A 12,888-nucleotide genomic window follows, 5' to 3' on the forward strand; every position below is an offset into this window, starting at 1 on the left:
ACATACAAAAGGTATCTCAAAGGAGTCACACACACAATGGTCCTTGACACCATCGCGTTCGCGCTGTTCGCCCTGGTTACGCTGGCGTGCAGCCTGGGCGTCGTCCTCGTTCGGGACGTCTTTCACGCGTCCCTGCTTTTGGGCGCCGCCCTGTTGAGCGTCGCGGTGCATTACGTGATGTTGCAGGCGGAGTTCGTCGCAGCGATGCAGGTTCTCGTCTACGTCGGCGGGGTCCTCATCCTCATCACGTTCGCCGTGATGCTTACGCGTACCGACGACCCGGAGGTGAGTAGCGTATGAGTGACCCGGACACACGCGAGCGTGGCGGGCCCGACGAGTACGACGTTTCCGACCGGGGGCTCGTCCCCGGTCTGGCGTCGCTGCTGCTGTTCGGCGTCCTGGCCGTAACGATCCTGGGCGCCGACTTCGGCGACCCCGCCGGCCTCGAGGCCGGCGAATACGGGATCACCCACGGCATCGGATTCGCGCTGTTCAACGTCGATCTCGGCGCGTTCGCGGGGTCGACCGAGGGGTTCCTCGCGGCCTTCTTCATCGTCGCGATCACCCTGGACGTCGCGATCGACGGCGCGTTGTACCTCGCGAAACGCGAGTCCGACGGCTCGATCGTTTCGGCCGTCGGCGGCGCGTTCTCCCGCGGCCGCAAGGTCGGGGAGGGAGGTGACTGACCGTGGTCGCACCCGAATACTACCTGCTGTTGGCCGCTGCGGTCTTCTGTATCGGCCTGTTTGGGGTTCTCACGCGGCGTGAGGCGCTGTACTTCCTGATGAGCGTCGAGCTTATGTTGAACGCGGCCAACATCAACTTCGTCGCGTTCTCGGCGTACTACGGCGACCTTACCGGCCAGGTGTTCTCGCTGTTCGTGATCGCGCTCGCGGCCGCGGAGGTCGCGATCGGGATCGGGATCATTCTGGTGCTGTATCGCAACTTCGGCGTGACCGACGTCACGGTACCGCGGGGGATGAGGTGGTAAGATGGTAGACGCGTTCGCCTACGTTCCCGCGATCGTGGTGCTGCCGTTCATCTCGTTCCTGGTCGCGCTCGCGTTCGGAAAATACCTCCCCAAAGGCGGTGCCTTCGGCGGGATCGCGGCGACGGCGGGGTCGCTCCTGCTGTCGCTGTGGATGCTTGTCACCGTCGCCGGCGGCAGGGAGCACACCGAAACGCTGTACACCTGGGTCTCGACCGACGGGATCGCCGGCGGCATCGGCCCCCAAGAGATCGAGCTGACCTTCGGGGTCCTGATCGATCCGCTGTCGGCGTTGATGCTCGTCATCGTGTCGCTCATCGCGACGCTCGTCCACGTGTTCTCGCTCGGCTATATGAACGACGAGGGCGAACGGGACCTCCCGCGCTACTACGCCGGGCTCGGACTGTTCACCGCGTCGATGCTCGGGTTCGTCGTCGCGGACAACCTGCTGATGGCGTTCATGTTCTTCGAGCTGGTCGGCCTGTGTTCGTACCTGCTCATCGGCTTCCACTTTCGGGAGCCGGGGCCGCCCTCGGCGGCGAAGAAGGCGTTCCTCGTCACGCGGTTCGGCGACTACTTCTTCCTGGTCGGCGTCGTCGCCGTGTTCGCGACGTTCGGGACCGCCTCCTTCGTCGGGTCGGAGTCGTTCCCGGTCCTCGCCGAACACGCGCTCAACGGGGAGTTCGACGCGTGGACGCCGTTCGGACTCGACGTCGGGACGTGGTTCACGGTCGTCGGCCTGCTCGTGTTGGGCGGGGCGATCGGCAAGTCCGCACAGTTCCCGCTACACACGTGGCTGCCCGACGCGATGGAGGGCCCGACGCCGGTTTCGGCGCTCATCCACGCCGCGACGATGGTCGCCGCCGGCGTCTACCTCGTCGCCCGCATGTACGGCTTCTACGTGCTGACCCCGACGACGATGGCGATCATCGCCTTCGTCGGCGGCTTCACCGCGCTGTTCGCCGCCACGATGGGGCTCGTCAAGGAGGAGCTCAAGCAGGTGCTCGCGTACTCCACCATCTCCCAATACGGATATATGATGCTCGCGCTCGGCGCGGGCGGGTACGTGGCCGCGGTCTTCCACCTGATGACCCACGCCTTCTTCAAGGCCCTGCTGTTCCTTGGCGCCGGCGCGGTCATCATCGCGATGCACCACGAGGAGAACATGTGGGAGATGGGCGGGCTCAAGGAGAAGCTCCCCGTCACCTACTGGACGTTCGTCGCCGGCTCGCTCGCGCTCGCGGGGATCTTCCCGTTCGCCGGCTTCTGGTCGAAGGACGAGATCCTCTACGAGGCGCTGGTTCACGGCCTGAACGAGCCGCTGCTTTTGGGCGCGTGGGCGATGGGGCTGCTTGCAGTCCCCGTCACCGCCTTCTACACGTTCCGGATGGTCTTTCTCACCTTCCACGGCGAGCCGCGGACCGACGCCGCGCGTGACCCGCACTCGGTTCGGTGGAACGTGAAGGGGCCGCTGACCGTCCTCGGCGTCCTTGCGGTCGTCTCGGGCGTCGTCAACATGGTGCCGGTCCAGAAGGTGCTCGGGATCGACGGGATCGACTTCCTCCACCTGTGGCTCGACGGCCACTATGGCGGGTTCTCGGAGCTCACCTCACACCACTACGCGGATCTCGGTCCGTACAGCTCCGGGTACATCGCCGGCGGCGAGGTGCCGACCGTGCTGATCGGCGCTGGCGTCTCGCTCGCGCTGGCGCTCGGCGGGCTCGCGCTCGCCTGGCGGCTCTACAACGTGGCGGAGCCGGCCGAGCACACGGCGGCGCTCGGCGGCATCAAGACCGTATTGTACAACAACTACTACCAGGACGAGCTGCAGGTTCGGATCGCCCAGGTAACCGCCGGCGTCGCGAGCGCGGCGGACACGTTCGACCAGGGCGTCATCGACGGCGTCGTCAACGGCGTCTCCTCGGTGAGTCTGGTCTCCGGTGACCGGATCCGTCGCGTGCAGACCGGCGTCGTCACCCACTACGCCGCGCTGCTCACGCTCGGGGTGACCGGGCTGATTCTCGTCCTCGGCGTTCTCGGAGGGTGGTTCCTGTGATCATCGAAGCACTCATCGCATTCACGTTCGTGAGCGCGCTGGCGGTGCTGCTCGCTCCCGACGAGTGGGCCGGCCGTCTCGCGTTCGCGCTCAGTCTGGTTCCCTTCCTGGGGAGCCTCTTCCTGTGGGCACGGTTCGACGGGAGCGGCAACGCCCTCACGGGCGGCGAGCTCGCGTTCGAGACGCAGATCGACTGGATCGAGGTCGGCGGCTACACCATCCAGTGGTTCGTCGGCCTCGACGGGATCAGCCTCCCGCTCGTCGTTCTGACGGCGTTCCTGGTGCCGCTGGCGATCGTCTCGGCGTGGACGCCGATCGACGACCGGCAAAGCCAGTTCTACGGCCTGATCCTCTTCATGGAGGCGAACCTGATCGGCGTGTTCGCCGCGCTGGATTTCTTCGCGTGGTTCGTCTTCTGGGAGGCCGTTCTGCTCCCGATGTACTTCCTCATCGGCGTCTGGGGCGGTCCGCGCCGCAAGTACGCCGCGATCAAGTTCTTCGTGTACACGAACGCGGCGTCGCTCGTGATGTTCCTCGGGTTCATGGCGCTCGTGTTCAGCCTGCCGGTCGAGACGTTCGGCCTTCCCGAGGTCACGCAGTCGATCGCGGCCGGCGAGCTCGGGTCCTTCTACGGGATCCCGGCGGAGACGATCGGACTCGTGGCGTTCGTCGCGATGTTTGCCGGGTTCGCGGTGAAGGTGCCGATGGTGCCGTTCCACACCTGGCTTCCGGACGCACACGTCGAGGCGCCCACGCCGGCATCAGTGCTGCTGGCGGGCGTTCTCCTGAAGATGGGGACCTACGCGCTGCTCCGGTTCAACTTCACGATGCTGCCCGAGCAGGCGAGCGCGCTCGCGGTTCCGATCGCCGCGCTCGCGGTGATCTCGGTGATCTACGGCGCGATGCTCGCGTTGGCCCAGCAGGACCTCAAGCGGATCGTCGCGTACTCCTCCGTCTCCTCGATGGGGTACGTCATCCTCGGGCTGATCGCCTTCACCGTCTACGGCGTCGGCGGGGCGACCTTCCAGATGGTCGCTCACGGGCTCATCTCCGGGCTGATGTTCATGGCGGTCGGCGTCATCTACAACGCGACCCACACCCGGATGGTGACGGACATGTCGGGCATCGCCGACCGGATGCCGGTCGCGGTGTGGATCCTCGTCGCCGGTGCGTTCGCGTATATGGGGCTGCCGCTTTTGGCCGGCTTCGCCGGCGAGTTCTACGTCTTCGTCGGATCGTTCGGCTCGCCGGTCGCGAACGGGCTGATGCCGGTCTTCACGGCGCTTGCGATGTTCGGCATCGTGATCGTCGCCGGCTATCTGCTGTTCGCGATGCAGCGGACGCTGTTCGGGCCCTTCCGGCTCGATACCGACTACGAGCTGGGACGGGCACCGCGTCGGGAGACGCTCCCGCTTGCGGCGCTGCTCGTCGCCATCATCGTCCTCGGCGTCGCCCCGGATCTGTTCTTCGAGATGATCCGTGAGGCGGTCGTTCCCGTGGTCGAAGGAGGTGTCAACTGATGAGCTCCCTACAGTCGTCGACGGTCGAACCGCTCGCGACGCTGCCCGCACAGACCGGCGGAGCGCCGCTTCCCGAATGGGCGGCGCTCGGCCCCGTCCTCGCGCTCGTCGCGGCGGGGCTCCTGCTGCTGCTTTGGGACACCGTCTTCCCGAACCGTCGGACGAACACCGAGCTCTCGATCATCGCGGCGGTCGGCTCGCTTGCCGCGCTGGCGCTGTCCGGCTGGTATCTGGCGGCCGGGACCGGCCGGCCCGCGACCGGCGGTGCGATCACCCTGTTCGCTGAGGCGATCACGATCGACGGGCTCGCGCTGTTCTTCACGGCGATCGTCGCGTCGGTGACGACGCTGGTCGTCGTCGCTAGCCGCGACTACCTGACCGACCACGAGACGCCGGGCGAGTTCTATTCGCTGGTCGTTCTCGCGGCGGCGGGGATGGCGCTTCTGGCGTCCGCGAGCTCGCTGGCGACGATCTTCGTCGCGCTCGAGATGGTGTCGCTGCCCTCGTACGCGCTCGTCGCATACCTCAAGGAGAACCGCGGCAGCGTCGAGGCGGGGCTGAAGTACTTCCTCGTCGGGGCGGTCTCCTCGGCGATCTTCGTCTTCGGCATCTCGCTGGTCTACGCCGCGACCGGGTCGCTCCTGTTGAGCGACGTCGCCGCCGCGTTCGGCGACCTCGGCGACCTGGCCGGCGTTGCCGGCGTCGGCGTAGTGATGATGATCGCCGGCTTCGCGTTCAAGACGGCCTCCGTGCCAGTCCACTTCTGGGCGCCGGAGGTCTACGAGGGCGCGCCCGCGCCCGTGAGCGCCTTCCTCTCGTCGGCCTCGAAGGCGGCCGGCTTCGCGGTGGCGTTCCGCGTGTTCACCGAGGCGTTCCATCTCGGCGGCGAGGTCACCGCCGTCGGCATCGACTGGGCGCTCGTCTTCGCCGTGCTCGCGGTCGTGACGATGACGCTCGGCAACTTCGCGGCTGCCGTCCAGACCGAGGTCAAGCGGATGCTGGCGTACTCGTCGATCGGGCACGCCGGCTACGCGCTCATCGGCCTCGCCGCGATCTCGGCCGGCGGGAGCCACAACGGCGCCGTGATGGGTGCCTCGATGGCGCACCTGTTCGTCTACGGCTTTATGAACACCGGCGCGTTCCTGTTCATCGCGATGGTTGAACGGTGGGGCGTCGGACGGACCTTCGAGGACTACGCCGGCCTCGGCACGGTTGCCCCGATGGCGTCCGTGGCGATGACGATCTTCATGTTCTCGCTGGCGGGGATCCCCCCGTTCGGCGGGTTCTTCTCGAAGTACTTCCTGTTCGCCGGCGCCGTCTTCAACGGCTTCTGGTGGCTCGCGGCGGTCGGCGCGCTCAACAGCGTGCTCTCGCTGTACTACTATAGCCGCGTCGTGAAGGCGATCTGGATCGAGGACCCCACGGACGCCCTCGCGGCGGTCGACTCGCGGCCGACGGCGCTCTACGGCGCCGTGATCGTGGCCGCGGTCGCAACCGTGGTCGTGCTGCCCGGCTTCGGCCCGGTCATCGAGACCGCCGAGGCTGCGGCCACGGCCCTGTTCGGCTAACCGATCCGCCGGCGTTTCGGCGCTTTTCGACGCTACCCCTCCTCCGTCGCTTCGCTCCCCGGCCGCTTCGTCCTTCGGTCGAGTCGTTCCTCAGCCGCAGCGCCGATCCCGCGGACGGCACCGTTTTATCCGCGGACGCCACATCACGCCTGTATGGTTCGGCGTCTGGTGTTGGGCTGTAGCGCCGTCGGCCACACGCTCATCGAGCACGTTCGGGAGCGCCGCGGCGATGTGTACGTCGTGACCGATGACGCGGGCTGGGTGACGACGCTTCGGGAGACGAACGTTCCGGCGACCGAGGCGGATCCCGCTGACGCCGCCGCCTATCCCGACGACGTCGACGTCGTCGTGCTCGCCTCCGACGACGCCGAACGAAACCTCGCCGCCGCGCGGTCCGCACGCCGGGCGTATCCGGCGGCGTCGCTCATCGCGTACGTCGGTACGGAGGCGGATTCGGCGACTCGCGAGTCGATCGCGGCGGTCGTCGACCGGTGCATCGATCCCGTCGCGGCGCTCACGCGGCGCGTGCTCGAGGTCGTGGACGCGGACGCCGACGAGCGCGTCGTCGACCTGGTCGGGACGCTGCGGTCGCTGTCCGGGCCGCTGGCGGTCGTGACCCACGACAATCCCGACCCGGACGCGATCGCGTCCGCGATCGGCCTCGTACGCGTCGCCGAGTCGGTCGGGGTGGCGGCGGACGCCTGTTACGGCGGCGAGATCTCCCACCAGGAGAACCGCGCGCTCGTCAACCTGCTGGACATCCAGCTTCGGCACCTGGAATCGGTCGACCTCGCGGAATACGGCGGGATCGCGCTGGTCGACCACTCGCGTCCCGGGATCAACGATAGCCTTCCGACGGACGCCGACGTCGATCTGGTGGTCGACCACCATCCCCCTCGCGGCCCCGTCGAGGCACGGTACGTCGACATCCGGCCGGATCTCGGAGCCACGAGTACGATCGTCGCGGAGTATCTCGACCGGCTCGCGGTCGACCTCGATCGACGGATCGCGACCGCCATGCTGTACGGGATCCGGATCGACACGCGGGACTTCACGCGGGAGGTCGCGGTCGCCGACGTCGAGGCCGCGGCGGCGCTCCTCGAGACGGCCGACGTGGAGACGCTCGAACGCGTGGAGACCCCGACGGTGAGTCCGGAGACGTTCGAGACGCTGGCGCGAGCGATCCGGGAACGTGAGGTCGAAGGATCCGTGGTCGCGTCCTGCGTCGGCGAGATCGCCGACCGGGACGCGCTCGCGCAGGCCGCCGAGCGGCTTCTCGATATGGAGGGCGTGACGGTCACGTTCGTCTACGGGTTCGTCGATGACACGATCTACGCCTCCGCGCGGGCTCGCGGGGCCGACGTCGACCTGGGGGAGACGCTGCGGGACGCGCTCGGACAGATCGGATCCGCGGGCGGGCACGCGGACATGGCCGGCGCGCAGATCCCGCTCGGGATCCTCGGCGCGGTCGACGAGGGCTCGACTGCGTCCCTGACCGAGGTCGTCAGGGAGAGCATCTCGGGCCGGTTCTTCGAGACGATCGCGAACGCGCCGACCCCGCCGACCGCCGACATCGATCCGGCCGGAATGCCGGCGTCACGGAACGCGTCGCGCGCGGCGGATGCCGACGTCACCGGCCGGGATCGCGAGGAGAACGGCGCGACGGGAGCCGACGTCGCCGATGACGCCGACGGTCACGACGAGTGAGCGGTTCGGTCCATAGGACGGGAATCGTCAGTATTCCTCGTAGGCGAGGTTCATCAGCCACTGCGAGAAGGCGTCGGACTGGGAATCGATCTCCTCCTCGCCGATGAACGGGGACAGCATATCGCCGGCCATCAACAGCGAGAAGTCCAGGTCACGTGCGGTCGGTTCGAGAAAGTAGGTGTTGTGTCCGTCGTAGACGGTCCGTTCGCGCTGGATGAGCTCGGCCTCCTCCAACGCCTCGGCGATGCGGCTGCCCTTCCGCGAGGAGACGTCCAGTTCCTTCCAGAAGTCGCTCTGGTGGATGCCGCCGGTCTCGCGGATGAGCTCGAGCCCGGCGCGTTCGTCGGCCGAAAGGTCGGCCTCGAGTTCGGACACGCTCATACCAGTTTCTGGCCCGCGACTCGCTTAAAGGTGGCTTTCCCGGCCGCGGGTCGCGGACGAATCGGCACCCCACCCGTCGGGGAGCGTTACCGGCTCGTAGGCGGCCGTACACGGGGGACCGTCCGCGTATCGAAATGACGGGTCGGGACCGGTGCGAACGAGCGTGCTCGAGCGCGTTCCGAACCCCTCGCCGTGGACGCAGACGCCGAGGTCGTGGTCGCCGAGGGCCTCCCCGACGCGGTCGAGCCACGCGGTCGCCTCCTCGCCGGGCTCGGGGCGCGCTCGCTGGGCAAGCGCGATCGCTGCCGTCCGTTGCCGGGTGCCCGCATCGGCGCGTCGGTTCGGGACAGCGAACCGCCGTCGTCGGTTGATCACGCCGCCGACGTTGACGAGGACGTGAACGCCGGGGTCGAGACGGGTCACGCGCAGCCCGCCGTCGTTGTCAACGAGGAACGCCCCGGTCGCGTCGGCGAGGACGAGCGAGAAGCCCGCGTAGGTCCGATCGCGGTCCTCGAGTTCCGATCGGACGTGCGAGAGGGCGTCACTCGCCGACGCGCGGTCGAGACAGTCGTCGACGAGCAGTCCGCGGGAGCGGTCCCCGTCGACCGGCTCATCGAGCCAGCGGTTCGTGAGGAGGACGTACAGCCCCTCGCGAGAGAGGCCCATCCAGGTGCCACCAGCTTGCTGGTCCCGCGGTGTGATGGTCGGCGGCGATCGGTCCGCCCGAAGTCGCGGCGGCTCGGCTGGGCGGTCGAACCGTTCGTCACGGTTGGCGCCGGCCGCGACCGGCGCGTCGGCGAAGACCCGCCAGGCGAGTGCGAGCGTACACACGTGGGAGAGTCGGCGGTCGAGCGGGAAAAAACCGATCGGTCGTTCGGTCCGCGGGACAGCGCAACCCCTTTGACTTGCGACCGCGTACCCACGTCCATGACGTTCACGCCCGAAAGCGAGGCCACGAACGAGGAGATCCGGTCCCGCGTCGATGAGGCGATCGCCGACAACGACGTCGTGTTGTTCATGAAGGGGAATCGGCTGATGCCGCAGTGTGGCTACTCCAAGCGCGCGGTCGCGCTGATCGCCGAACACGTCGAGGAGTTCGAGACGGTCGACGTGCTCCCGGCGCTGCCGGAGTACCGGGAGGCGCTCGCGGACCACAGCGACTGGGAGACGATCCCGCAGGCGTTCGTCGATGGCGAGTTCGTCGGCGGCAGCGACGTGCTCGCGGAGCTTGAGGAGCGTGGCGAGCTCGGCGAGACGCTCGTCGTCGAGTAGGCGACGGGATCCATCCGGACCGTCCTCGCCCGACCGTTCCGTCCACCGTCGCCGGCCGTTCCGTCCACCGTCGCCGACCGTTCCGTCCACGACGTTCGGTCCGCGTGACGGCCCGTGGATCCGCCAAGGGGAGACCCTATAAGGCTCGGTCCCCTATCAACCACCAGGTACGGTTACCGTGTCGGCGCTGCGATGAGCCATACCCACCCCCCTAGTTCAACCATGTCAGGCTGCGTGTTCCGACTTCATTCGACGCTCGAACTGCCACTCGAGGACCTTGAGGACTACTTCGACGACGATCCGGGGCTGCCCCCCGAGATCGACGACGTGGAGATCACTCGCCGCAACAACACGTTGATACTCAAGGCGGTTTCGGACGACGAGAGCATCAGCAAGTACACGCCGACGGCCCAGCTCAAGGCTTCCGTCACCGAAACGCGCGTCTACGAGGAGGAGCCGCCGCGGGCCGGCGGCCCGCAGTGGATGGACGACGAGGAGGAGGAGATCCCCTCCGAGCTCGTCGAGTTCGCCTGCTTCAAGGGCGACCGCGAGACCGTGTTACAGAACACGGCACTGCAGTACCCGATGTTCCTCGTGTTGCGCGATATCGCCCTGCTGTCCGAGAAGGGGACGCTTACCGCGATCACCAACACGGACGACGAGCTGCACGCGACGCGGATCGTCGAGGGCGAGGAACGTCCGGCCTCCGTCGAGGTCGTCGAGAGCCCGCAGGGGAACGGCGAGGGGAACGGCGGGGTCAACTGGCGCGACAACGAGTTCATCTCGGACTGACCGCTGCGCCCACGGATCGGTTCAGCCGGCCCGCTCGGGTTCTCGGAGCCGGATCCGCTCGCTGGTTCCCGTCCGGTTCTCACTCCGATCGGCCGCTTCGGACGACGAACACCGGTATCGACGCGTTGTCGACGACTCGTTCGGAGACGCTGCCCAGCGAGACGATCTTCTCCTTCGGCGTCTTCCCCTGGGTGCCGATGACGATCAGATCGACGTCCCGTTCGTCGGCGTATTCGATGATCTCCTTCCAGGGCGTGCCGGTTCTGACCGCCTCCACCGTGTCGAGCCCCGCCTCGGCCGCGCTGTCGGCCACGTCGGCGACCGCGGTCCGTCCTTCCCGCTCGAGCGAGTCGCGGATCTCGTCCTTGGCGTCGTTGTCGGCGGCGGTGACGATCCGGTTGTCCACGACGTAGAGGCCGTGGACCGTGGCGTCGTTGTCGGCCGCGATCGGAAGTGCGTGCGAGAGGGTCTCCGAAACCGTCTCGCTGCCGTCCGTTGGAACGAGTACGTGGTCGTACATCCGTGCGTACCGTTGCACGCGCGAACCCATCAACGTATTCCCGGATCCCGAACGCAGCCAACGCGCTCGCGGATCCCGAACGCAGCCAACGCGCTCGCGGGTCCCGAACGCACCCGGTCGACCGGGCGGCCGGCGCCGGCGTCACGCCGGACCGTCGCGGCTTTACACGCGAGACTGCTTTCTCGAGTATGAACGACGAGTGGGTGAGCCTCTTTTCGGGCGGCAAGGACTCCGCGTGGGCCCTGTACCGGGCCCTGGAGACGGGGATGAACGTGACGACGCTTTTGACCGTCCATCCCGTGGGCGACTCGTACATGTATCACACGCCCGCGACCGACCTCGCGCGGCTCGCCGCCGAGAGCATCGGTCTCGAGCTGATCGAACTCGAGCCGGACGACTTCGAGGCCGTCGGGGCCGCCGATTCCGGCGACCGCGGCGACGCCGAACTCGAACCGCTCGAGGCCGCGCTCGCGGCCCTCCAGCGCGGCTCCGGCGCTGATGCGGCCGTCGAAACCGCCCACTCCCCGATCGACCTCGCCGGCGTCACCGCCGGTGCGGTCGAAAGCGAGTTCCAGACGAGCCGGATCGAGGCGATGTGCGACCGGCTCGGGATCGATCTGTTCGCCCCGCTGTGGCAGCGCGACCCGGTCGCGCTCGCCGAGGCGATGCTCGACGCCGGCTTCGAGATCACGATCGTTCAGATTGCCGCCTACGGTCTCGATGCGTCCTGGCTCGGACGGACGCTCGACCGCGAGGCGCTCGCGGACCTCCGTGATCTCAACGACGAGTACGGCGTCCACGTCCTCGGCGAGGGGGGCGAGTTCGAGACGATCGTCACCGACGGGCCACATATGGACCGGCCGATCGAGATCGATGCGGAGCCGGTCTGGGAGGGATCCCGCGGACACTTGCGCGTCACGGACGCGCGGCTCGGATGAGCGTCGAACCTGGAACGCGACCGGTGACCCCGCGGCGGCGTCTAGAACTGGCCGCCGTCGGTGATGGAGGTGTGAGCGCCGATGAGCGCGCCGGAGAGGTCGAAGTTCTCGATCGTGGTGCTCCGGTCGATGATCGACCCCCGGATCTCGGCGTTTCGGACGGTGGCCTCGGGGAAGACGACCGCTCGTTCGAGGGTGGCGTCCTCGACCGTCGCGCCCGCCATCACGTGGACGGTATCGCCGAGCCGTGAGTCGGTCACGGTTGCGTCCTCGTGGACGACCGTGCCGCCGTCGAGGGACCACTCGATCGCGTCGAGGTAGCTTTCCGGCGTGCCGATGTCGAACCAGGCGCCGTCGAAGGTGAACGCCCGCACCGTCCGGCGCTGTTGGAGCCACTGGATGAACCAGCCGGGCTCGTCGGGGTTCTCGCCCGCCTCGAGGTACGTCGACAGGTCCTCGAGCCGTTCGGCGGGGAACGCGTAGCAGGCGATGGAGACGAGCGTGCTCTTGGGGTCGGCGGGTTTCTCCTGGAAGTTCACGACGCGGTCGTTCTCGAGTTCGACGAGGCCGTAGGATTTGGCCTTCTCGCGGGAGCCGACGTCGTAGGCTGCCAGCGCGGGCTCGCCGCGCGCCGCGAAGAAGTCGACGAACGCAGAGATGTCGAAGCTGATGAGGTTATCGCCGGCGACGACGACAAGATCGTCGTCGATTCCCTCGCGGTCGACGAGCTGAGCGAGCGCGCCGACGACGCCGAACTTCTCGGACTCGTCGGTGGTGTCCTCGACGGACAGGACGGGTTTCTCGAAGGCCGTCTCCGCGAGATACGTCTCGAACTCCCCCGCGAACCGTTCGTTGGTGGAGACGAACACCTCGTCGATCCGCTCGTCGGCCTCGAGATCCGCGAAGATCTCGTCGATGACCGTGTGGTCGCCGATCGGGAGAAACATCTTGGGGCGATCCTTCGTGATCGGCCACAGCCGCGTCGCGTACCCGCCGGCGAGGACAACCGCCTTCATATACTCGCGCAGACGGGCAGGCATCGTATCATTCTTTCCGTCTCGGACGGCCGGTGCCCATCGTCGACCCGCCGCTCGATATCCCCGTCGACCCGACGTCCGGCCGCCACGGGGTGGCATTTATACCGGT

The 12,888-nt window shown here is 67.7% G+C and carries 14 protein-coding genes; 10 read left to right on the forward strand and 4 right to left on the reverse strand.

The window, feature by feature from the left end; genetic code table 11:
• Positions 1-36 precede the first annotated feature (36 nt).
• The 7 genes from CPZ00_RS11540 (at position 37) to CPZ00_RS11570 (ending at position 7,839) form a co-directional block, all read left to right on the forward strand.
• A complete protein-coding gene (locus tag CPZ00_RS11540) occupies positions 37-300 on the forward strand; it encodes an NADH-quinone oxidoreductase subunit J (protein ID WP_021074927.1) in 264 nt (87 codons plus the stop codon).
• Positions 297-686, forward strand: a complete 390-nt coding sequence (locus CPZ00_RS11545) for a hypothetical protein (protein WP_321167643.1) — start codon at positions 297-299, stop codon at positions 684-686. The genes CPZ00_RS11540 and CPZ00_RS11545 overlap by 4 nt, the downstream gene beginning before the upstream one ends.
• Positions 687-688: 2 nt before the next feature.
• A complete protein-coding gene (nuoK, locus tag CPZ00_RS11550) occupies positions 689-991 on the forward strand; it encodes an NADH-quinone oxidoreductase subunit NuoK (protein WP_021074925.1) in 303 nt (100 codons plus the stop codon).
• Position 992: 1 nt separating this feature from the next.
• Complete coding sequence (nuoL, locus tag CPZ00_RS11555) at positions 993-3,044, forward strand: NADH-quinone oxidoreductase subunit L (RefSeq protein ID WP_096391009.1); 2,052 nt, start codon at positions 993-995, stop codon at positions 3,042-3,044.
• Complete coding sequence (locus tag CPZ00_RS11560; RefSeq protein ID WP_172861821.1) at positions 3,041-4,564, forward strand: complex I subunit 4 family protein; 1,524 nt, start codon at positions 3,041-3,043, stop codon at positions 4,562-4,564. Before nuoL ends, CPZ00_RS11560 begins: the two co-directional genes overlap by 4 nt.
• Positions 4,564-6,132 carry an NADH-quinone oxidoreductase subunit N gene (locus CPZ00_RS11565; protein ID WP_096391010.1) on the forward strand — a complete coding sequence of 523 codons (1,569 nt, stop codon included), beginning with the start codon at positions 4,564-4,566 and terminating at the stop codon, positions 6,130-6,132. The genes CPZ00_RS11560 and CPZ00_RS11565 overlap by 1 nt, the downstream gene beginning before the upstream one ends.
• A gap of 153 nt (positions 6,133-6,285) precedes the next feature.
• The gene (locus tag CPZ00_RS11570; protein WP_096391011.1) at positions 6,286-7,839 is read left to right on the forward strand and encodes a DHH family phosphoesterase; all 1,554 of its coding nucleotides are present in this window, start codon (positions 6,286-6,288) and stop codon (positions 7,837-7,839) included.
• Between the two features lie 27 nt (positions 7,840-7,866).
• On the opposite strand, the gene CPZ00_RS11575 is transcribed toward CPZ00_RS11570, so the two are convergent.
• Entirely contained in the window at positions 7,867-8,220 is a 354-nt protein-coding gene (locus CPZ00_RS11575; RefSeq protein WP_096391012.1) for a helix-turn-helix transcriptional regulator, read from the reverse strand.
• Positions 8,221-8,244: 24 nt separating this feature from the next.
• Positions 8,245-9,051, reverse strand: coding sequence for an NRDE family protein (locus CPZ00_RS11580; protein WP_096391013.1), 807 nt, complete (start codon positions 9,049-9,051; stop codon positions 8,245-8,247).
• Between the two features lie 96 nt (positions 9,052-9,147).
• Between CPZ00_RS11580 and CPZ00_RS11585 the strand changes: the two genes are divergently transcribed.
• Entirely contained in the window at positions 9,148-9,492 is a 345-nt protein-coding gene (locus tag CPZ00_RS11585; protein WP_096391014.1) for a glutaredoxin family protein, read from the forward strand.
• A 222-nt stretch (positions 9,493-9,714) separates the two neighbouring features.
• Entirely contained in the window at positions 9,715-10,284 is a 570-nt protein-coding gene (locus CPZ00_RS11590) for a DUF7110 family protein (RefSeq protein ID WP_096391015.1), read from the forward strand.
• 79 nt (positions 10,285-10,363) lie between these two features.
• Here CPZ00_RS11590 and CPZ00_RS11595 read toward each other — a convergent pair whose 3' ends face one another.
• Complete coding sequence (locus CPZ00_RS11595) at positions 10,364-10,804, reverse strand: universal stress protein (protein WP_096391016.1); 441 nt, start codon at positions 10,802-10,804, stop codon at positions 10,364-10,366.
• A gap of 188 nt (positions 10,805-10,992) precedes the next feature.
• On the opposite strand from CPZ00_RS11595, the gene CPZ00_RS11600 reads away from it, so the two are divergent.
• Positions 10,993-11,742: a diphthine--ammonia ligase gene (locus tag CPZ00_RS11600; RefSeq protein ID WP_096391017.1), complete on the forward strand. Its 750-nt coding sequence runs from the start codon at positions 10,993-10,995 to the stop codon at positions 11,740-11,742.
• Positions 11,743-11,783: 41 nt separating this feature from the next.
• Here CPZ00_RS11600 and CPZ00_RS11605 read toward each other — a convergent pair whose 3' ends face one another.
• Positions 11,784-12,758, reverse strand: a complete 975-nt coding sequence (locus CPZ00_RS11605) for a sugar phosphate nucleotidyltransferase (RefSeq protein ID WP_096391018.1) — start codon at positions 12,756-12,758, stop codon at positions 11,784-11,786.
• Between the last annotated feature and the right edge of the window lie 130 nt (positions 12,759-12,888).

The organism is Halopenitus persicus (genome assembly GCF_002355635.1).
GTDB classification, from domain to species: domain Archaea; phylum Halobacteriota; class Halobacteria; order Halobacteriales; family Haloferacaceae; genus Halopenitus; species Halopenitus persicus_A.